Raw genomic sequence first — 19,024 nt, 5'->3', positions numbered from 1 at the left:
ACCAAAGTGCGTCGCTGCGAAACACGCGCGACGCCACGGAGCAAACCATGACCAAGCAAGTGCAAGACGCCTACATCGTCGCCGCCACCCGCACCCCGGTCGGCAAGGCGCCGCGCGGCGTGTTCCGCAATACCCGTCCGGACGACATGCTCGCCCATGTGATCCGCGCCGTGATGGCGCAGGCGCCGGGCATCGATCCGCATCGCATCGAAGACGTGATCGTCGGCTGTGCCATGCCGGAAGCCGAGCAGGGCATGAACGTCGCCCGCATCGGCGCCCTGCTCGCCGGCCTGCCGTACACGGTGCCGGGCGTCACCATCAACCGCTTCTGTTCCTCGGGCGTGCAGGCCATCGCCATGGCCGCCGACCGCATCCAGCTCGGCGTGGCCGACCTGATGATCGCGGCCGGCACCGAGAGCATGAGCATGGTGCCGATGATGGGCCACAAGGTGGCCATGAACCCGGCCATCTTCGCCAACAAGGAAGATGTCGCCATCGCCTACGGCATGGGCATCACCGCCGAAAAGGTGGCCGAGCAGTGGAAGGTCACCCGCGAGCAGCAGGATGCCTTCGCGGTGGAAAGCCATCGCCGCGCGCTGGCCGCCATCGCCGCCGGCGAGTTCAAGGACGAGATCACCCCGTTCCAGTTGGATGATCACTACCCCAACCTCGCCACCCGTGGCATCACCACCGACAGCCGCCTGATCGACACCGACGAAGGCCCGCGCGCCGGCACCACGCTGGAAGTGCTGTCCAGGCTCAAGACGGTGTTCCGCAACGACAGGTTCGGCGGCACCGTGACGGCCGGCAACTCCTCGCAGATGTCCGACGGCGCCGGCGCCTTGCTGCTGGCCAGCGAAAAGGCCATCAAGGAGTACAACCTCACCCCGATCGGCCGCTTCGTCGGCTACTCGGTGGCGGGCGTGAAACCGGAAATCATGGGCATCGGTCCGAAGGAAGCGATTCCCAAGGCACTCAAGCAGACCGGCATCAAGCAGGACCAGTTGGACTGGATCGAACTTAACGAAGCCTTCGCCGCGCAGGCGCTGGCCGTGATCGGCGACCTGGGCCTCGACCCGTCCAAGGTAAACCCGCTGGGCGGCGCCATCGCGCTGGGCCACCCGCTGGGCGCCACCGGTGCGGTCCGCGCCGCCACCCTTCTGCACGGCATGCGCCGCCGCAAGCAGAAGTACGGCATGGTGACCATGTGCATCGGCACCGGCATGGGTGCTGCAGGCGTGTTCGAGGCGCTCTGATCGTCCTGGCCGGCAAGACCCGACGGCGCCGTAGCGATACGGCGCCGTTTTTTATATCCGCATGGGAGAGCTGCGGCCTGTATGTGGCCCCCAACAAGCCCGCGCATAACCGGTCGGTCATCCTGGCAAACACTCATGGCCTGGCGTTCGGAGGCACTGGATTCCTGCTTTCGCAGGAATGACGAGCCAGTGCCTTGTACGGCCCGTCACCCCAGCCACCCACGCAACACCCTGGCCGTCATCCCAGCGAACACTGGGATCCTGCGACTTCCGACACGCCATGCGCGCGCAGATCGCCACCACGAGGCGCACGCCGCACCGCGCTACAATCAAGGGTCCTTCCAACCCCGACAGTGCGGACGCATGCGTAACCCCCTGCAGGAACAGCTACTCAAGGCCGGCCTGGCCAAGAAGGGCAAGGTCGACCAGATCGCCCGCGAACAGGCCAAGCAGCGCCAGGGCAAGGCCCCGGCGCAGGTCGAAGCGGACAAGGTGGATACCCAGCGCCTGCAGGCCGAGCGCGCCGAGCGCGATCGCATGCTGGCCGCCGAGCGCAACGCGCAGGCCCACGCACGCGAACTGGCCGCGCAGGTCCGCCAGATCGTGGACGCCAACAAGGTCAAGCGCGAGGGCGAGATCAGCTACCGCTTCAGCGTCGGCGACAAGATCCACAGCGTGCTGGTCAACGAGATCCTGCGGGCTCAGCTGGCCAAGGGGGTACTGGTGGTCGTGCGCGCCGGCGACGGCTTCGAACTGTTGCCCCGCGCCGCTGCCGAGAAGGTGCGCGAACGCGATGCCTCGGCGATCGTGCTCGACCACGGCCAGTCCAGTGAAGCCCAGCCGCAGAGCGAGGACGACGCCTACTACGCCCAGTTCCAGGTGCCCGACGACCTGGTCTGGTAAGGCGCCCTACTTTGGCGCAATCGGATTACCGGAGATCCCGGCCCGACTCCTAAGGTTGGCGTACCCCAACGCCCCTTGCAGGAGATCTCCCATGTCCCAGGTCTGGCTTATCACCGGTAGTTCTCGTGGTTTCGGCAAGGCACTGGCTGAAGCCGTGCTTGAAGCCGGCCACCGCCTGATTGCCACCGCGCGCCAGCCGGCCCAACTGGCCCCGCTGGTGGAGCGCTACGGCGACCAGGTACGGGCTGTCGCCCTCGACGTCACCGATGCCGCCGCGGCGCGTGCGGCCGTACAAGCTGCCGTCGATGCATTTGGCCGCCTCGACGTGGTGGTCAACAATGCAGGTTACGGCAACCTCGCGACCATCGAGGAAGGCAGCGACGCCGACTTCCGCGCCCAGATGGAAACCAACCTGTTCGGTACGGTGAACGTCACTCGTGCCGCCCTGCCCGTGCTGCGCCGCCAGCGCAGCGGCCACATCATCCAGTTCTCCTCGATCGGCGGCCGCATCGGCGTGCCGGGCCTCGGTGCATACCAGGCCGCCAAGTGGGCGGTGGAAGGCTTCTCCGAGGTGCTGGCCAAGGAAGTGGCGGGCTTCGGCATCCATGTGACCCTGATCGAGCCGGGTGGTTTCCGCACCGACTGGGGTGGCCCGTCCATGACGGTGTTCGAGCCCAAGGTCGATTCGGAGTACACCGCCGTGCTCGCGCCCATGCTCACCATGCGCCAGAGCCATGTGGGCCGCGAAACCGGTGACCCCGCGAAGGCCGCGCAGGCCATCCTCACCATTGCCCGCGAGCCGCAGCCTCCACTGCGCCTGCTGCTGGGTTCGGATGCGGTGTTCCTGGCCGAACAGCAGGCCGCCAAGATGGCCGCGGAAGACGCCAAGTGGCGTACGCTCAGCCTCTCCACCGACTTCGAGCTGTCACCGGAGGCGGCCGAGGCACGCGATCGGATGGTGCGCTCGGTACTCTGACTCCAATCACCCCGACCAACCGACGATGAGAGCCGACCAGATCCCGCTCAGCCGTGGCGCCTTCACGCGGATGACCGCGCTCGGCCTCGACGTGCCCGCCGTGCTCACCCACGCGGGCCTGTCGCTGGAGCTGATGTCGGTCGCGCGGCCAGTGGTGACCACCGCGCAGTTCTTCGCGTTCTGGCATGCGGTGGAGGCCATCTGTACCGATCCGTCGCTTGGCCTGCGGCTGGGCGACGGCACGCGCACCGAGGTCTACGACATGGTGACGGCCGCGGCGCTGCATTCGGGCAACCTCGGCGATGCGCTGGAGAAGCTGGCGCGCTACAAGCGCCTCACCTGCCCTGAAGACGTGGTGGTCGAACTCGGCCGCGACGAGGCCGCCGTGTCTATGCGCTGGATGCTCGCCGAGGGCCATACACCGCGACTGCTGGTGGACGCCATGTTCGCCTCCAACTTTGCGCTGGCCGAACGAGGTACCGGTCGCAGCCTGCATCTGCGTCGACTGGAGCTCACCCGGCGCCCGGCCGAAGGTACGCTGCTGGCCGCGCATTTCCGCTGCGAGCTGCGCTTCAATGCACCACAGGACCGCATCGTCTATCAGCGTGCGGACCTGGAGCTGCCGTTTGTCACCCACGACGATGGCCACCTGTCGCACGTGCTGCCCGTACTCGAGGATTCGCTGCGCGAACAGACCGCCGCGACGCCACTGCGCGACAAGGTCTGGAACGTGCTCGCGCGCGGCATGCGCGGCGGCCACCTGCGCATGGCCCAGGTGGCCGATGCCCTGCACCTCAGTTCGCGCACGCTGCAGCGACGGCTCGGTGACGCCGGCACCAGCTATCAACAGGTACTGGACCAGGTACGCCACCATGTCGCGCGGCGGCTGCTCGACGCCACCGACCTGGATACCGGGGAGATCGCCTTCCTGCTCGGCTTCGAGGAATTGAACTCCTTCAATCGCGCATTCCGCCAATGGGAAGGCGCGACGCCGGCACGCTGGCGCCAGGCAGCGACCGGCTGAGCCCCTGGCCATGGGGAGTGCAAGAACCGGAGTGCATCCGCGTCACCCGCCACTAAGCTGCGAGGCGACAACAACGATACGGGTTCACGAATGACCGGCACGCTCTCCGCCCTGGACACACGACTGCAACAGCTCGACTGGACGGGCGTCACCGCGCAACTCGCCGCCGCTGGCAACGCCGTATTGCCCGGCCTGCTGACCGCCGACGCGTGCAAGGCTGTTGCCTCCCTGTACCCACGCAACGACGTTTTCCGCAGCCGCGTGGTGATGGCGCGCCACGGTTACGGCAGCGGTGAATACAAGTATTTCGCCTATCCCCTGCCCGAGCCGGTCGCGCATCTGCGCTCGTTGCTGTATCCGAAGCTGGCGCCCATCGCCAACCACTGGCAGGAGCAGTTGGGCCTGGACATGCGCTTTCCGGCACAACTGGAGGAATTCCTCGCCGACTGCCACGCGGCCGGCCAGGTCCGGCCCACGCCCCTGTTGTTGCGCTACCGCGAAGGCGACTACAACTGCCTGCACCAGGATCTCTATGGCGAGCGCGTGTTTCCGCTGCAAGTGGCGATCCTGCTATCCGAGCCGGGCCGCGACTTCAGCGGCGGCGAATTCGTGCTCACCGAGCAGCGCCCGCGCATGCAGTCGCGACCGGAGGTGGTGCCACTACAACAGGGGGATGCAGTGGTATTCGCGGTGAACCAGCGGCCGGTCCAGGGCAACCATGGTCCCTATCGGGTTGCCATGCGCCACGGCGTGAGCCGGTTGCGCAGCGGGCAGCGCCACACCCTGGGCATCATCTTCCACGACGCCAGCTAGCGTCGCCGGCACGCCCCTTCAGGAATCCTTTAGGATGACGGGCATTGCCCAGCCGCCCCGAGGATCGTGCCGCCGATGCAGAACCACGAACCGACCGCCGCGCCCACCGGCGCCGACCATCACCTGCAGCGAAACCTGCGCAACCGCCACCTGCAGCTGATCGCCATCGGCGGCGCCATCGGCACCGGCCTGTTCATGGGTTCCGGCAAGACCATCAGCCTGGCCGGACCCTCGGTGATCTTCGCCTATGCCGTGATCGGCAGCGTGCTGTTCTTCATGATGCGCGCGATGGGCGAGCTGCTGCTGTCCAACCTGCACTACAAGTCGTTCGTCGACTTCAACTACGACCTGCTGGGTCCCTGCGCGGGCTTCTTCACCGGGTGGACCTACTGGTTCTGCTGGGTGGTCACCGGCATCGCCGACGTGGCCGCCATCACCGGCTACATCCAGTTCTGGGCGCCCGGCGTGCCACTGTGGCTACCCGGCTCGGTGTGCATCCTGCTGCTGCTCGGCCTCAACCTTTTGACGGTGAAGCTGTTCGGGGAGCTGGAATTCTGGTTCGCGCTGGTGAAGATCATCGCCATCGTGTCGCTGATCGCCGTCGGCGCCGTGCTGATCGCCATCGGCTTCACCTCGCCCTCGGGTGCCAGGGCCGCGGTATCGAACCTATGGACCAACGGCGGCTGGTTCCCGCATGGCGCCACGGGCTTCCTGGCGGCCTTCCAGATCGCCGTGTTCGCCTTCGTGGGCATCGAGCTGGTGGGCACCGCGTCGGCCGAAGCGCGCGACCCGGAAAAGACGCTGCCCAAGGCGATCAACTCCATTCCGATCCGCGTGATCGTGTTCTACGTGCTCGCCTTGCTGGTGATCATGACGGTGACGCCGTGGAACCAGGTGGCGCCGGACCGCAGCCCGTTCGTCAACCTGTTCATGCTGATCGGCATTCCCATCGCGGCCAGCCTGATCAACTTCGTGGTGCTCACCTCGGCCACCTCGTCCGCCAACAGCGGCATCTATTCCACCGGACGCATGCTCTACGGCCTCTCGGCCAGCAAGCTGGGCCCACGCCCGTTCGCCAGGCTCAGCAACAACAATGTGCCGGCCAACGGCCTGGCCTATTCCTGCCTGCTGCTGTTCATCGGCGTGTTCCTGCTCTACCAGGAAGGCGACGTCATGAAGGTCTTCACCATCGTCACCACCATCTCCAGCATCTGCTTCATCTTCGTGTGGTCGCTGATCATGATCGCCTACATGCGCTACCGGAAACTGCACCCGGATCGCCATGCGCGCTCGATCTTCAAGATGCCCGGCGGCGTGGCGATGTGCTGGCTGGTGCTGGCGTTCTTCGCCTTCGTACTGTGGGTGTTCGCCCAGAAGGAAGACACCCTGCAAGGCCTGATCTACACGCCGCTCTGGTTCGTGGCGCTGGCGATCTGCTATCCGTTCTACCGCAAGCAGGCCATCGAGCACCGCAGGCACACGCACTGACGGGGAAGCCGGTGTCCAGGTTCACACAGCCCTGTACACCGGCCAGTCCAGCTAGACGTCCGGCTCCAGCAGATCCTTGATTCGCGTGATGCGCGCACGCTGACGCCTGATGTACCAGATGCAGAACGCGATGACCGCAACGATCAGCGGCCCGTTTATCACCAATTGCAACGCCAGCAGCGACTTGAGCTTGGGGTCGGCTTGCCAGCGCGCAGGCTCCAGCTCCGGTAGACCGACCAATACACTCAGGGCCACCCAAGCCAGGGTGCCCCAGAGGTTGATATTCGCCAGTCGTATGCCAGCCGCGGCGCGCTGAAGCGTTAGCCGCAACAAGCTTTGGACATCGCCACTGGAGGCCCGCCAGGTGCCGCGACGCACGTGCAGGTACAGCCATTGAAGCGCAAGCACGAACGCCAGCGTGGCTATGCTCCACAGCTGCCAGCGTCCCGATGTCAGGGTCGCCAGCCGCACACACTGCACGCAGGCACCGATCGAGCCCACTATTTCCAGCGCCACCAGGATGCGCATGCGCCATAGCTTTCTCGACGCGATCCGTTGCAGCCGCGCGACATCCACCTCCGGCTGTTCGCGCCATAGCTCGCCCCACTTGGACCAGTCGTTGCCTTGCTCGCTCATGCCTGTTCTCCCAGCGCCGTTTTCAAGGCACTTTTCGCACGGTTGAGTCGCACCCCGACGCTATTGGCCGTGATGCCGAGCGCATCCGCAATCTCGGCGTGACTGAACCCTTCAAGAGCCAACGTCACGGCCTGCCGCAGGGATAACGGCAAGCACCTCACCGCGTCCTGCAGGCGCATCCGACGTTCTTCGAGCTCCGCGTGTCCTTCGGGGCCGTGACGCGGCTCCACCCAATCGTCGTTCAATGCACTACCCATCGGGCGACGCATCTGACCCAGCACATGCGTGGCGCCACGGTTGTGCGCCACGCGCGCGACGAAGGCACGCAGTGGCGCATCCCCTCGCCATCCCGGCAGCGCTCGCCATAGCGCGAGTGCCATGTCCTGCAGAAGATCGTCGCGCAATGCCAGGTCCGCTTCGTAGCTGGCGGCAATGCGGGACAACAGCCCCGCGTGCTCGCGCAGTACGTCATTGAAGTCCCCGTGCTGTCCATCGCCTCGCATCATCGAATCACGACGCCCAGGCGCGGTTGTCGATGTCCTTCCACATTGCCAGCCAGCATGCGGTTATCCACGGCAGCAAGGGCAGCAGCAACAGCATGCCCAGCGGAATCAGCAATAGGACTGCCATGATCGACAGCTGGATCAACGTATAGGCGACGAACGCTCCTGGCGATCGAACCCAGATGCCCACACTGCTCCACATGGCGCGCCAAGGTGTAGCGCCACGGAACATCACGAACATGGGGGCAAGCGCCAGCAGCATGGCGACAGGGGTGCCCGGCAAAATAAGCAGGCAAATGAACCTATGGTTGGCAAGCTCGGGATGCACCGACATATGGCCCAGCAAGACGGCGTCCACCGCCGACCAGCCGTAGACGGTTGCCACGGCCAGTTGCTGCACGCAAAAAACCATAGGACCGCACAGCGACGCCAACCCCAGCGCGCGCCAGCGGTAGTCGTGGTGCCAGGTACTGAGCGGACTGCTCCATCGCAATACGCCCGACGCCTCCGCAGCCATCAGCCCCTGAAAAACACCAAAACTCAGCAGCAACGGAAAGACCTTGGACAACGCCATGCCCACCAGAGGGACAAACTGCAACGAGGTCTCGAGCAGCATCGGCGCTAGGCAGAGCAGAAATAGGCGCATCGGGTAGCGCCGCCATATGCGCAGGCCTTCCATGCACCAGAGAGCCACTCTGCGCGTAGGCACGGCGAGCGCGGGACTTTCGAACACGACTGCCATCGGACGATCTCCTTTCGTGAACGGGTTCTTCAGGAGAGTCGCTTGGCGCGCCGAAAACCTTACATGGCTTCCACCGCTTTCTTTGCGGCAACAAAAAAAGCAGCCCCGAAGGCTGCTTTTCTGGTGGATCGCGATGCTTCGATCCATCTAATTTGGAGCGGGAAACGAGACTCGAACTCGCGACCCCGACCTTGGCAAGGTCGTGCTCTACCAACTGAGCTATTCCCGCATCGGAGTCGCGCATTGTAATGGGTTATCGTCGATCGTCAAGCACCCGTCACAAATTAATTCAGCCTTCGTCGCGCGGCAGGATGCGACCGGCGCCATCGCCCTTGAGGCTGGGCCATGCCGCGCGCAGGTAATACAGGCCCGACCAGATGGTGAGGATGCCCGCGATCACCAGCAGCGCCTCGCCGATGTGGTACAGCCGCAGCGCTTCGGCGCTCTTTTCGTGCTGAACGATCAGCACCACCAGCGCCACCATCTGCATGACGGTCTTGAGCTTGCCGACAAAGGCCACCTTCACCGTGGCACGCATGCCGATCTCGGCCATCCACTCGCGCAGGGCCGACACGCTGATTTCGCGGCCCACGATGATGGCTGCGGTCACCGCCATCAGGATGCCGGGCCAGCCGCCGCGATGCGTTTCCACCAGCAGGAACAGCGTCACCGCGACCATCAGCTTGTCCGCCACCGGGTCGAGGAAGGCACCGAAGGCCGAGGTGAGATTCATCCGGCGCGCCAGGTATCCGTCCAGCCAGTCGGTGATGGCCGCCAGCATGAACACGATGGCCGCGGTGATGTTGTGCCCGGGAAACTGCCAGTAGAAGACCACCACCATGACCGGCAACAGCAATACGCGGAACAGGGTGAGCCAGGTTGGCAGGTTGATGTGCATAAAACCTTTCCGGATGGATACGTCAGCAGGATAACGGGCGAGTCTTGCAACGGTGTGCTTCGCCGCCCGTCATTCGAGCCTGGGCTGGCACGACGGCGCGGGAACCCCAACGGCCGCCAGCCTAGCCATGCAGCACAGCATAAATGCGTTCGGCCAGTCCGCGATCAATGCCCTTGACCTGCATCAATTCCTCGACACCGGCGGCCTCGACGCCGCCCAGGCCACCAAAGGCCTTGAGCAAGGCCGAACGGCGACGTGCGCCGATCCCCGGCACGTCTTCCAGCACGCTGCGCTCACGTGCCTTCTCGCGGCGCTTGCGATGGCCGCTGATGGCGAAGCGGTGGGCTTCATCGCGTACGGCAGCTACCAGGTGCAGGGCCGGCGAGGCCGAACCTGGATGCAGTTCGCGGCCGGAATCGGCCAGGATCAGGGTTTCCTCGCCGGCCCGGCGCCCCGGACCCTTGGCGACGCCCACCACGTGGATGCCGCTGATGCCCAGCTCCTTCAAGACGTCCAGCGCCTGTGCAACCTGGCCGCCGCCGCCGTCGATCAACAGCACGTCCGGCCGGGCACCCTCGCCTTCGGCCACCTTGCGGAACCGGCGCACCAGCGCCTGGTGCATCGCGGCGTAATCGTCGCCCGGCGTGATGCCGGCGATGTTGAAGCGCCGGTAATGCGATTTCTCGGGGCCTTCCTGGCCGAACACCACACAGGAAGCGACGGTCAGTTCGCCTTGCGTGTGGCTGATGTCGAAGCACTCGATGCGTCGCGGCGGCGTGTCCAGCTCCAGCACCTTCTGCAGGTCGTCGAAGCGCGCACCCAGCGTCTGCCGGCTGGCCAGCCGCGCCGTCAGCGAAGCCTGTGCATTGCGCTCGGCCATCTGCAGGAAGCGCGCGCGTTCGCCGCGCACGCTGGACTTGAGCTCCACCGCATGACCCGACTGCTGCGTGAGCATCTCCGACAGGATCTGCTGGTCCGGCAAGGACTCGCCCAGAATCAGTTCGCGCGGGACCGGGCGATCCAGGTAGTACTGGGCGATGAACTGCTCCAGCACGTCCGCCGGTTCCGCATCCAGCGGCAGGCGCGGGAAGAAATCGCGCGTGCCCAGGCTGATGCCGTTACGGAAGAACAGCACGCTGACGCACGCCATGCCCGACTCGATGCGGCAGGCCAGCACGTCCATGTCCGCGCTCGCGCCCTGCACGTGATGCTCCGCCTGCAGCTTGCGCAACGCCGCCACCTGGTCGCGCAGCGCGGCTGCGCGCTCGAACTCCAGCGCCTTGCTGGCCTGGTCCATCTGGCCGGCCAGCTCATCGATCACCGCACTGCTGCGCCCCTCGAGGAACATCTCGGCGTGGCGCACGTCGTTGCGGTAATCGTCCACCGTGATCAGCTGCACGCATGGCGCCGTGCAACGGCCGATCTGGTGCTGCAGGCAGGGGCGCGAGCGATTCCTGAAATAGCTGTCCTCGCACTGGCGCACCTTGAACAGCTTCTGCATCAGGTTGAGGCTCTCGCGCACCGCGAACGTGCTCGGGTATGGCCCGAAGTAACGTCCCGGCATGTTGCGTGCGCCGCGATGGAAGGCCAGCCTCGGATAGTCCTCGCCACCGGACAGGTAGATGTACGGGTAACTCTTGTCGTCGCGCAGCAGGATGTTGTAGCGCGGCTTGAGCGACTTGATCAGCTGCGATTCCAGCAGCAGCGCCTCGCCTTCGGTGCGCGTCACCGTGATCTCGGCGCGCGCGATCTGCGACACCATCGCCGCGATGCGCGGCTCCATGCGCGGCTTGAGGAAATAGCTGCCGACGCGCTTCTTCAGGTTGCCGGCCTTGCCCACGTACAGCAGGTCGCCGTCCTCGTCGAAATAACGATAGACGCCGGGCGAGGTGGTGAGAGTCTTGACGAAGGCCTTGCCGTCAAAGGCTTGCGGCGGTGTGGACTGCATCGCTGGATTCTAGCCGGTTTCAGCCGCCGCGCAGGCGCGCGATCAGGCCGTCCACGGCCCGCTCGGCAAGCGCTACGGAGTCGCGGAAACCATCGCTGTCGCCGAAATACGGATCAGGGAACTCGCGCGGCGAGGCCACGCCCGCCCACGGCAGGAACAGCTCGGCCGGCGCGCCGCGCCCTCGCCGCATCGAGAGCAGCGCCTCCAGATTGTCCTCGTCCATGGCCAGCACCCAGTCGTAGCCATCGAAATCGCCCGGCCGCACCTGGCGCGCCCGGTGCCGGGAAAGGTCATAACCCGCCGCAGCCGCGGCACGCAGCATGCGCGGATCAGCCCCCTTGCCCGCATGCCAGTTGCCAGTGCCACAGGATGCCAGCGTCACCTCCAGTCCCGCCTCCGCGCAACGCCGGCGCGCTACCGCCTCCACCAGCGGCGAGCGGCAGATGTTGCCCAAGCAGACAAATAAAATCGACTGTTTTTCCATGTCTTTCAGTTAGTTGAGTGACTTTTGGTACATTGCAAAGCGTGCAAAAACGTAACGTCACGCACCAATCCAATCAGACACTTACGCGCCGGCTTCGGAATCGGTTGCGGGGCGACTGATCGCAGGAGTAGGTTGCGCGAACATCCAATAGATCGGGAGAGAGATATGGCACCGAAGAAGATCACCATCAAGCCGCCGACCAAGAAGGAAAAGTCGGATGCTGCCAAGGAACTTCGCAAGGGTCACTCGGCCGGTGGACGTGTGTTGGTAGAGGCGAAGAAGGCGAAGGGCAAATAGCCCCGACTCGAAATCAGGCGTACGTGTAAGCGTACCGTGGGTTCGAATCCCACCCTCTCCGCCATAGATCAAGGGCTTGCAGCGATGCAGGCCCTTTTTCTTTGGGCCGAATTCAGCCTTACCGTAAAAACCACCGTAAAAATCCGAGCTGGATTGGGCCGGATCGGCATTCGCGAAGTGTCCGCCCTGGGTTGCGACTTCAGTCGGTCGTTGCAACACATTGCTGGAATCCCTCGGCCACCCGCCAGCGCCTCTGCTCACTCACGAGAAGCATGACCTCCTCGCACCAGCAGTAAACAGGCCCGTAGTCGGCCACCCGCGCGCGTAGCTCGTTGGCTATGGCTTCCTTCTCCTTGCCCATGCACGCCGCGCGCCGCGGTCACCAGTGACACCACGGCAGACCGTCCAGGCATGCCCGGCCTGTCCCAATAGGTCGTCAGCGGACGCCCCTCATGGACGTCGAGCGACGCCACAATTGCAACGATGAGCGAGGCGCCGGCAGTGGCAAACGTCGCCCGGACGGCGGTGCTCACGACCTTGCGCGCTCCCGGCGCTATTTCCAGAACAGGTACGCTAGCTGCGCGACGAGTAGCGCGATCGTGAGCAGGCACACCCAGTCCTGGAGCGAAATGCGAAGCAACGCAATCCCGACAACGGCACCGGGTGTTGCCATACGGCCGGCCGCAGCAGAATTAATTAATCAATATCAGCTGCCGACATCGTTGGGACAACACCACAAATGGAGGCCCAATGGACGGCAGTACGACCCAACATGAGAACGTCGAAGTGCCCCACGTCGAGGACCTGCTCCCCTACCTGCGGAACGTGTGGCGGGCCGTGAACGGCGACCAGGTCGTTCGGCACCGGTGGTTCATGCGGAAGTCCACGGATTTCCTGACTTTCGTCCAGGGGTTCGTGCCAGGCATTGGCTTCCTTGCTGCATCCCTCACCCTTGCTCCCTATGTCCAGTGTGGTGGGCACCTGTGGCGTTGGGTCGCGATGGTCGGCTTAGCGGTCCTTGGAATCCTGGCTTGCTATGCTGCCGCGGCTCAGTGGTCCCTTACTTTCCGGTGGCGCACAGCCCAGCTGGTCACACGTCGAGGCGCGGCCGTCCTGATGCTGGTGGTTGGCCTTTTCGTCTTCGACATTGGCGTCTGGCACTTTCAGAAGGATTTGAAGGAAGAGCCTGTCTGCATGCCCCAGGCCACCGTCTTCCACTGGGTCAACTGATAGCCGCCAGCACACCAGGCCAAGTCAACCAGCTCGCACAAGAAAGCCCGCGCATGGCGGGCTTATTGATCCGATGAACGAACAACCATCACATCGAAGTAAATAGCCTCGAACCTAAGCTCTTCCTATAGTCAGCCATCGCAAAACCATATGTCTCGGCGACGTTTCTCTCGGAATTCACCTGAATAATATTGGCGCCGTAACCACTTACCGAAATGGATCGAGTGCCAGATTCCGTGGTGATAGAAATATCCGTAGTTATCCAGGCTTTAAGCTGCTGAGTCCACGTAAGTGCTCGCCCAAAGTTGAAGGGCATGTAGCACCAAAATTCCCTAATCGTGACCCGGAGTCGCGGGGCGCCAGGCGGTGCATCGGTATTCGCAACGACACTGTATCCGCGATCATTCATCGCCGCTGTGATCAGCGCTCGCACCTCATCCCTTACAGTTCGATCGTTGGCGACGACCGACACAAGGGGCCCCACCGGCTGGCCTGCGATGGCTCTCGCGCGACCACTTTCGCCCAACTGCCGGATCACGCCTGTTTCGAGACGTGAGCCCGAGCTTTCCGGTAGCGTGTTGAAATCACGCGCATCCACAATGTCGTCGATCACGATCATCCTCGTTTCCGAGGTCACCGCGCCCTCCGCAGGGATGTCCAGATTAACCGGCCTGGTTTTCAGGCCACAGCCCGTTAGTAAGAACAGCCCAAATAGCAATACTCCCTTGCGCATCCCGCTCTCCTTCTGCAAAAAAGTGAGCAGACTAGCGCACATCAAGCGTCATTCGCATTATTTTGCGATCAATCGATCCTTAGCTCCGCGAACGCCGACGAGTCTGGGTTTTCCGCAACCTGTGCAGCCGACAGGTTAAGTACCGTCTACAGGGCAGCGATTCATCGCGAGCGCCAGGCGTGGTTTGCGCGCTTCCGCGCCGGGCTGCGACGATAACGGCAAAGGAGTACCCATGGGCTGCCTGCCGTTACCCATCCTGTTCGTGCTTGGCTTTCTGATCGGTCGCGCCGTGGGCGGCACCGATGGCGCCCTGTGGGGCGCGGGCGTGGGATTGGCGCTGGGACTGGTGCTTGGCAGCGTGTTCCTGGCGCTGGTACGGCGGCGGCGTTGAAGGCCGGCGTTCGGGGCTGCGCAAGACCGCACCCTCACCCCTCTCCCGAGGGGAGAGGGGCTAAAAGCTGGGCGCCATAGGCTAGCGCCCCACTCCCGAAGGGACTGGGCTCAACAGTCAGCCCTGTGCCAACCATTGCTCCGCACGCAGCAGGTCGGCTTCGGTGTCGATGCCGGGCGGGAACGGCTCCGGCGTCAGGCGCACGGCGATCGGGTGGCCATGCTCCATCACGCGCAGCTGCTCCAGCGACTCGGCCTGCTCCAGCGGCGTGCGCGACAGCGTGGTGTAGCGCTTGAGGAAGCCGGCGCGGTACGCGTAGATGCCGATGTGGCGCAGGAACGGCACGCCGTCGGGAAGCGCGTTGCGATGAACCGCGAACGCGTCGCGGGCCCACGGCAGCGGTGCACGACTGAAATACAACGCGCGGCCCTGCGCCGTACGGACCAGCTTCACCACGTTCGGGTCGAACAACTCGTGGGCCTCGGTGATCGGCGTGGCCAGGGTGGCCATCGGCGCATCGTCCTCGGCCAGTGCGCGCGCTACCTCGCGGATGCCGGCCGCCGGCGCGAACGGCTCGTCGCCCTGCAGGTTCACCACGATGGCATCGTCCGGCCAGCCGTAGTGCAAAGCACACTCCGCGAGCCGGTCACTGCCCGAGGCGTGGTCGCTGCGCGTCATGCACACCTCCACGCCCTGCCCGGCCAAGGCATCGGCGATACGGGGGTCATCCACGGCCACCACCACCTGCGTGGCGCCCGCGGCCAGCGCCCGCTGCGCCACCCGCACCACCATCGGCACGCCACCGATCTCGCGCAGCGGCTTGGCCGGCAGGCGGGTGGAGCCGTAACGGGCAGGAATGGCGACGATGAACGGAGGAATGGCGTTGGACATGGCGACCTCAAAGTGAGGCGCCAAGCCTAACTGCAAACCGCTTGCTGTAGGAGCGCACCCCGTGCGCGAAAACCCGGCGGAGCGACGAGGCCGCCAGGGTCGCGCGCAGACTGCGCTCCTGCAGGGCTAGGTGAGCTGGAAACCGCAGCCGTTGGCCAGCGTGGTGAATCCCGGGAACGAGGTGGCCACGTTCGCACAATCGCCGATGTGCACCGGAGCATCCGCCACCAGCCCCGCCACCGCGAAACTCATCGCGATGCGATGGTCGCCATGGCTGTCGATGTTGCCGCCACCAATGACGCCGCCTTCGATGGTCGCGCCATCCGGCGCCTCCTCGATGGATACGCCCAGCGCACGCAGGCCGTTCGCCATGCTGGCGATGCGATCGGATTCCTTCACGCGCAGCTCGGCGGCGCCGCGCACCACCGTACGCCCCTTGGCGGCGGCGGCGGCAACGAACAGCGCCGGGAATTCATCGATCATGTCCGGCACCAGCGCTTCGGGCAATTTGATGCCGTGCAGTGGCGCGTGGCGCACCACCAGGTCGCCCACCGGCTCGCCACCGCTCTCGCGTTCGTTTTCGACGCGGATGTCCGCGCCCATCAGCCGCAGTACCTGCAGCAGGCCGGTACGACGGGGATTGAGGCCCACCGACGGCAACCGCAGTGCCGAACCCGGCACCAAGCTGGCAGCCACCAGGAAAAACGCGGCGGAAGAAAAGTCCGCAGGCACGTCCACGTCGGTGGCGCGCAAGGCATGACCGCCACTGAGGCGTGCACGGCCCGGCTCGAACGCGATCGGCCAGCCGAACGCCGCCAGCATGCGCTCGGTGTAATCGCGCGTGGGGTGCGGCTCGATCACTTCGGTTTCGCCCTGTGCATACAGGCCGGCCAGCAACAGTGCGGATTTCACCTGCGCGCTGGCCACCGGCAAGGTGTAGGAAATGCCACGCAACGGCTGCCCGCCGCGCACCTGCAGCGGTGGCAGGCCATCCTGCGTATCGATCCTTGCACCCATGCGCGCCAACGGTTCGGTGACACGCCGCATCGGCCGCCGGGACAGCGATTCGTCGCCCACCAGCGTGCTGTCGAAGGCCTGCCCGGCCAGCAGTCCTGCCAGCAGGCGCATGCCGGTGCCCGCGTTGCCGCAGTCCAGCGCATGGGCGGTGCCGCGCAAACCATGCAGGCCCACGCCATGCACCACACGCTCGCCATCGGCGGGCGCCTCGATGCGTACGCCCAGCTGTTGCAGCACCTTGGCGGTGGCGCGGGTGTCCTCGCCCTCCAGGAAGCCGCGGATATGCGAAGTACCATCCGCCAGAGCGCCCAGCATCAGCGCGCGATGGGATACCGATTTGTCACCGGGCACGCGCACGCTGCCATGCAGCGCGCGGCCGGTGTGACTGGTCCAGTCGATTCGACTCACGTGAAATCTCCGGCGATCGCCTGCGTGGCGACCGCGTGCAGGTCAGGGCAGCGCCACCGGGTAGGAGCCGAGCACGCGCACCTTGGCAGCGGCCTCGCCCATCTCCTTCATGGCCGCCTGCATCGGTTCGTCGTTGACATGGCCGGACACGTCGATGAAGAACGCGTACTGCCATTTGCCCGAATGCGCAGGCCGCGACTCGATGCGGTTGAGGCTGAGGCCATGCTCGGCAAACGGCTTGAGCACGTCGTACAGCGCGCCCGGCTTGTCGTTGACGGTGATCAGCAGCGAGGTGCGATCGTTGCCCGAAGGCGGGAACAGCGAGCGTCCGATCACCAGGAAGCGCGTGGTGTTGTCGGCGCGGTCCTCGATGGCCTGCGCAACGGTCTTGAGGCCGTACACACGCCCCGCCGTCTCGCCGGCGATGGCGGCGGCGTCATCCGCGTGGCGCGCGAGCCGAGCGGCTTCGGCGTTGCTGCTCACGGCGATGCACTCCACGCCCGGCAGGTTGATGCGCAGCCAGGTCTTGCACTGCTGCAGCGACTGCGCGTGCGCGTAGACGCGCTTGATGTCTTCCAGGCGGCCATTGAGCGAGTGCAGGCACTGGTGCACGCGCAGCTCCACCTCGCCACAGATGGTGGCCTCGGAGGTGAGGAACATGTCCAGGGTTACCTGGATCATGCCCTGCCCGGAGTTCTCCACCGGCACCACGCCGAAGTCGGCATGGCCGGCAGCGACCTCCTGGAACACTTCCTCGATGCTGCCCAGCGGCAACCCGTAGGCGGCGTGACCGAAATGCTTGCGCACCGCCTGCTCGCTGAAGGTGCCCTCGGGACCGAGGAAGCCCACCTTGAGGGGGTCTTCCTGCGCCAGGCAGGAAGACATGATCTCGCGGAACAGCCGCACCATCTCGGTGTCCGACAGCGGGCCGTGGTTGCGATCGACCACCATGCGCAACACGTGCGCCTCGCGCTCGGGGCGGTAATAGTCGATCGCCGAAAGCCCCTCGCCCTTCACGCGGGCCACTTCCTGCGCCCATTCGGCGCGTTCGGAGATCAGCGACTGGATCTGCTGATCGATGCTGTCGATGCGCTCGCGCACTTCGGAAAGCGAGGATTTCTTGTCGGTCATGAGGTGATCTGGAGGGGAAGCAGTCCAAACGGGGAACCGGGGATAGTCCCCGATCTATCGGGAGCCGTGCAACGGTTTCATCCGTGACGTTTCGCGAAATCGCCCATGAAAGCCACCAGCGCCTGCACCGCCTCCAGCGACACCGCGTTGTAGATCGAGGCACGCATGCCGCCCAGCGCCTTGTGTCCCTTCAGCGCCAGCAGGCCTGCGGCCTCCGACTCCTTGAGGAAAGCCGCGTCCAGCGTGCTGTCGTGCAAGGTGAAAGGCACGTTCATGCGCGAGCGCGACGCGTGCTCCACCGGGTTGCGGTAATAGCCGCCCGAGCCGTCGATGGCGCCATACAGCAAGGCCGTCTTGGCCAGGTTGCGCTCGCGCATGACGGCGAGGCCACCCTGCTCCTTCAGCCACTGGAAGGTCAGCCCCGCCAGGTACCAGCCCCAGGTATTGGGCGTGTTGAGCATCGAATCGTTCGCCGCGTGGTCGGCATAGCGGAAGATGCGCGCCATCGGGCGCGTCGCCCGCTCCAGCAGGTCACGCCGGATGATCATCACCACCAGGCCCGAGGGCCCGATGTTCTTCTGGGCGCCTGCGTAGATCAGGCCGAACTTCGACACGTCGATCGGGCCGGACAGGATGTCCGAGGACATGTCGGCCACCAGCGGCACGTCGCCCACCTCCGGAGTGTCGTGGAATTCCACGCCATGGATGGTCTCGTTCGGCGTGTAGTGCACATAGGCCGCACGCGGGTCCAGCTGCCAGGTTTCGCGCGGCGGCAGGCGCAGGTAGTGCTCGCCCTTGCTGCTGCCAGCCAGGTTCACCTTGACGTACGGTGCGGCCTCGCTGGCTGCCTTCTCGCCCCAGTGGCCGGTGACGACGTAGTCGGCGCTGGCGCCCTCGCCGGCGAGGTTCATCGGGATCTGGGCAAAGTGCTGGGTCGCGCCGCCCTGCAGGAACAGCACCGCATAGTTCTCGGGAATCGCCAGCAACTCGCGCAGGTCGGACTCCGCCTGCTGGGCCAGCCCCATGAACAGCTTGCCGCGATGGGAGAGCTCCATCACCGAGGCGCCGCAGCCCTGCCAATCCAGCAGCTCGCGCTGGGCACGCTCAAGGACAGCTTGCGGCAGCGCGGCCGGGCCGGCGCTGAAATTCCAGACTCTGCTCACTGACGACGCCTTTGCGATAGGGATCACCGCATTATGCCGCGTCGCAGCAACGCAGCGTCAACCACACCGCACCTGTCGGCAAATGGCCCGCT

Annotated in this window: 20 protein-coding genes and 1 tRNA gene; 9 read left to right on the top strand and 12 right to left on the bottom strand. The window is 65.2% G+C overall.

The window, feature by feature from the left end:
- Positions 1-47 precede the first annotated feature (47 nt).
- The 6 genes from DVU99_RS15050 to cycA all read left to right on the top strand — a co-directional run bounded on the left by DVU99_RS15050 (position 48) and on the right by cycA (position 6,460).
- Positions 48-1,256: an acetyl-CoA C-acyltransferase gene (locus DVU99_RS15050; protein WP_114241049.1), complete on the top strand. Its 1,209-nt coding sequence runs from the start codon at positions 48-50 to the stop codon at positions 1,254-1,256.
- Positions 1,257-1,619: 363 nt separating this feature from the next.
- On the top strand, positions 1,620-2,159 hold the full coding sequence (locus tag DVU99_RS15045; protein WP_114241048.1) for a DUF2058 domain-containing protein: 540 nt from the start codon (positions 1,620-1,622) through the stop codon (positions 2,157-2,159).
- Positions 2,160-2,250: 91 nt separating this feature from the next.
- Complete coding sequence (locus DVU99_RS15040; RefSeq protein ID WP_114241047.1) at positions 2,251-3,135, top strand: oxidoreductase; 885 nt, start codon at positions 2,251-2,253, stop codon at positions 3,133-3,135.
- Positions 3,136-3,160: 25 nt separating this feature from the next.
- A complete protein-coding gene (locus DVU99_RS15035; RefSeq protein WP_114241046.1) occupies positions 3,161-4,159 on the top strand; it encodes an AraC family transcriptional regulator in 999 nt (332 codons plus the stop codon).
- Between the two features lie 90 nt (positions 4,160-4,249).
- Positions 4,250-4,972: a 2OG-Fe(II) oxygenase gene (locus DVU99_RS15030; protein WP_114241045.1), complete on the top strand. Its 723-nt coding sequence runs from the start codon at positions 4,250-4,252 to the stop codon at positions 4,970-4,972.
- Between the two features lie 75 nt (positions 4,973-5,047).
- Complete coding sequence (gene cycA / locus DVU99_RS15025) at positions 5,048-6,460, top strand: D-serine/D-alanine/glycine transporter (RefSeq protein WP_114241044.1); 1,413 nt, start codon at positions 5,048-5,050, stop codon at positions 6,458-6,460.
- Between the two features lie 51 nt (positions 6,461-6,511).
- Here the strand turns inward: cycA and DVU99_RS15020 are convergent, their stop codons facing one another.
- From DVU99_RS15020 to DVU99_RS14990, 7 genes are all read right to left on the bottom strand, one after another.
- Complete coding sequence (locus DVU99_RS15020) at positions 6,512-7,096, bottom strand: hypothetical protein (protein ID WP_114241043.1); 585 nt, start codon at positions 7,094-7,096, stop codon at positions 6,512-6,514.
- On the bottom strand, positions 7,093-7,602 hold the full coding sequence (locus tag DVU99_RS15015; protein WP_232823622.1) for a sigma-70 family RNA polymerase sigma factor: 510 nt from the start codon (positions 7,600-7,602) through the stop codon (positions 7,093-7,095). The genes DVU99_RS15020 and DVU99_RS15015 overlap by 4 nt, the downstream gene beginning before the upstream one ends.
- A 4-nt stretch (positions 7,603-7,606) precedes the next feature.
- Positions 7,607-8,341: a hypothetical protein gene (locus DVU99_RS15010; RefSeq protein WP_114241042.1), complete on the bottom strand. Its 735-nt coding sequence runs from the start codon at positions 8,339-8,341 to the stop codon at positions 7,607-7,609.
- A gap of 153 nt (positions 8,342-8,494) precedes the next feature.
- Positions 8,495-8,570 (bottom strand) — tRNA-Gly (locus tag DVU99_RS15005).
- Positions 8,571-8,630: 60 nt separating this feature from the next.
- Positions 8,631-9,239 carry a CDP-diacylglycerol--glycerol-3-phosphate 3-phosphatidyltransferase gene (gene pgsA, locus DVU99_RS15000; RefSeq protein ID WP_114241041.1) on the bottom strand — a complete coding sequence of 203 codons (609 nt, stop codon included), beginning with the start codon at positions 9,237-9,239 and terminating at the stop codon, positions 8,631-8,633.
- 121 nt (positions 9,240-9,360) lie between these two features.
- Entirely contained in the window at positions 9,361-11,187 is a 1,827-nt protein-coding gene (uvrC, locus tag DVU99_RS14995; RefSeq protein ID WP_114241040.1) for an excinuclease ABC subunit UvrC, read from the bottom strand.
- Between the two features lie 19 nt (positions 11,188-11,206).
- Positions 11,207-11,671, bottom strand: coding sequence for a low molecular weight protein-tyrosine-phosphatase (locus DVU99_RS14990; RefSeq protein WP_114241039.1), 465 nt, complete (start codon positions 11,669-11,671; stop codon positions 11,207-11,209).
- A gap of 165 nt (positions 11,672-11,836) precedes the next feature.
- On the opposite strand from DVU99_RS14990, the gene DVU99_RS20245 reads away from it, so the two are divergent.
- Together DVU99_RS20245 and DVU99_RS14980 are read left to right on the top strand one after the other, a co-directional pair.
- Positions 11,837-11,968: a hypothetical protein gene (locus DVU99_RS20245; RefSeq protein WP_255412919.1), complete on the top strand. Its 132-nt coding sequence runs from the start codon at positions 11,837-11,839 to the stop codon at positions 11,966-11,968.
- A 750-nt stretch (positions 11,969-12,718) separates the two neighbouring features.
- Entirely contained in the window at positions 12,719-13,198 is a 480-nt protein-coding gene (locus tag DVU99_RS14980; RefSeq protein WP_114241038.1) for a hypothetical protein, read from the top strand.
- An 88-nt stretch (positions 13,199-13,286) separates the two neighbouring features.
- On the opposite strand, the gene DVU99_RS14975 is transcribed toward DVU99_RS14980, so the two are convergent.
- Positions 13,287-13,931 (bottom strand): hypothetical protein, encoded by a 645-nt coding sequence (locus DVU99_RS14975; RefSeq protein ID WP_157971458.1) that lies wholly within the window; start codon positions 13,929-13,931, stop codon positions 13,287-13,289.
- A gap of 232 nt (positions 13,932-14,163) precedes the next feature.
- Between DVU99_RS14975 and DVU99_RS19975 the strand changes: the two genes are divergently transcribed.
- Complete coding sequence (locus DVU99_RS19975) at positions 14,164-14,322, top strand: hypothetical protein (RefSeq protein WP_198670347.1); 159 nt, start codon at positions 14,164-14,166, stop codon at positions 14,320-14,322.
- Positions 14,323-14,439: 117 nt separating this feature from the next.
- Here the strand turns inward: DVU99_RS19975 and kdsB are convergent, their stop codons facing one another.
- The 4 genes from kdsB to serC all read right to left on the bottom strand — a co-directional run bounded on the left by kdsB (position 14,440) and on the right by serC (position 18,932).
- Positions 14,440-15,213, bottom strand: a complete 774-nt coding sequence (kdsB, locus tag DVU99_RS14970) for a 3-deoxy-manno-octulosonate cytidylyltransferase (RefSeq protein ID WP_114241036.1) — start codon at positions 15,211-15,213, stop codon at positions 14,440-14,442.
- 126 nt (positions 15,214-15,339) lie between these two features.
- Positions 15,340-16,638, bottom strand: a complete 1,299-nt coding sequence (gene aroA, locus DVU99_RS14965; RefSeq protein ID WP_114241035.1) for a 3-phosphoshikimate 1-carboxyvinyltransferase — start codon at positions 16,636-16,638, stop codon at positions 15,340-15,342.
- Between the two features lie 42 nt (positions 16,639-16,680).
- A complete protein-coding gene (gene pheA, locus DVU99_RS14960) occupies positions 16,681-17,769 on the bottom strand; it encodes a prephenate dehydratase (RefSeq protein ID WP_114241034.1) in 1,089 nt (362 codons plus the stop codon).
- Positions 17,770-17,846: 77 nt separating this feature from the next.
- Positions 17,847-18,932: a 3-phosphoserine/phosphohydroxythreonine transaminase gene (serC, locus tag DVU99_RS14955; protein WP_114241033.1), complete on the bottom strand. Its 1,086-nt coding sequence runs from the start codon at positions 18,930-18,932 to the stop codon at positions 17,847-17,849.
- Between the last annotated feature and the right edge of the window lie 92 nt (positions 18,933-19,024).

This window comes from Dyella sp. C9 (assembly GCF_003332825.1).
Taxonomy (GTDB): Bacteria; Pseudomonadota; Gammaproteobacteria; order Xanthomonadales; family Rhodanobacteraceae; genus Dyella.
The sequence above is the reverse complement of the archived record's forward strand: the minus strand, read 5'-3'. Positions and strand labels throughout refer to the sequence as shown.

Coding starts and splice junctions, on each gene's coding strand:
- DVU99_RS15050 (WP_114241049.1), top strand. CDS start 48: ATGACCAAGCAAGTGCAAGACGCCTACATCGTCGCCGCCACCCGCACC.
- DVU99_RS15045 (WP_114241048.1), top strand. CDS start 1,620: ATGCGTAACCCCCTGCAGGAACAGCTACTCAAGGCCGGCCTGGCCAAG.
- DVU99_RS15040 (WP_114241047.1), top strand. CDS start 2,251: ATGTCCCAGGTCTGGCTTATCACCGGTAGTTCTCGTGGTTTCGGCAAG.
- DVU99_RS15035 (WP_114241046.1), top strand. CDS start 3,161: ATGAGAGCCGACCAGATCCCGCTCAGCCGTGGCGCCTTCACGCGGATG.
- DVU99_RS15030 (WP_114241045.1), top strand. CDS start 4,250: ATGACCGGCACGCTCTCCGCCCTGGACACACGACTGCAACAGCTCGAC.
- cycA (WP_114241044.1), top strand. CDS start 5,048: ATGCAGAACCACGAACCGACCGCCGCGCCCACCGGCGCCGACCATCAC.
- DVU99_RS15020 (WP_114241043.1), bottom strand. CDS start 7,096: ATGAGCGAGCAAGGCAACGACTGGTCCAAGTGGGGCGAGCTATGGCGC.
- DVU99_RS15015 (WP_232823622.1), bottom strand. CDS start 7,602: ATGATGCGAGGCGATGGACAGCACGGGGACTTCAATGACGTACTGCGC.
- DVU99_RS15010 (WP_114241042.1), bottom strand. CDS start 8,341: ATGGCAGTCGTGTTCGAAAGTCCCGCGCTCGCCGTGCCTACGCGCAGA.
- pgsA (WP_114241041.1), bottom strand. CDS start 9,239: ATGCACATCAACCTGCCAACCTGGCTCACCCTGTTCCGCGTATTGCTG.
- uvrC (WP_114241040.1), bottom strand. CDS start 11,187: ATGCAGTCCACACCGCCGCAAGCCTTTGACGGCAAGGCCTTCGTCAAG.
- DVU99_RS14990 (WP_114241039.1), bottom strand. CDS start 11,671: ATGGAAAAACAGTCGATTTTATTTGTCTGCTTGGGCAACATCTGCCGC.
- DVU99_RS20245 (WP_255412919.1), top strand. CDS start 11,837: ATGGCACCGAAGAAGATCACCATCAAGCCGCCGACCAAGAAGGAAAAG.
- DVU99_RS14980 (WP_114241038.1), top strand. CDS start 12,719: ATGGACGGCAGTACGACCCAACATGAGAACGTCGAAGTGCCCCACGTC.
- DVU99_RS14975 (WP_157971458.1), bottom strand. CDS start 13,931: ATGCGCAAGGGAGTATTGCTATTTGGGCTGTTCTTACTAACGGGCTGT.
- DVU99_RS19975 (WP_198670347.1), top strand. CDS start 14,164: ATGGGCTGCCTGCCGTTACCCATCCTGTTCGTGCTTGGCTTTCTGATC.
- kdsB (WP_114241036.1), bottom strand. CDS start 15,213: ATGTCCAACGCCATTCCTCCGTTCATCGTCGCCATTCCTGCCCGTTAC.
- pheA (WP_114241034.1), bottom strand. CDS start 17,769: ATGACCGACAAGAAATCCTCGCTTTCCGAAGTGCGCGAGCGCATCGAC.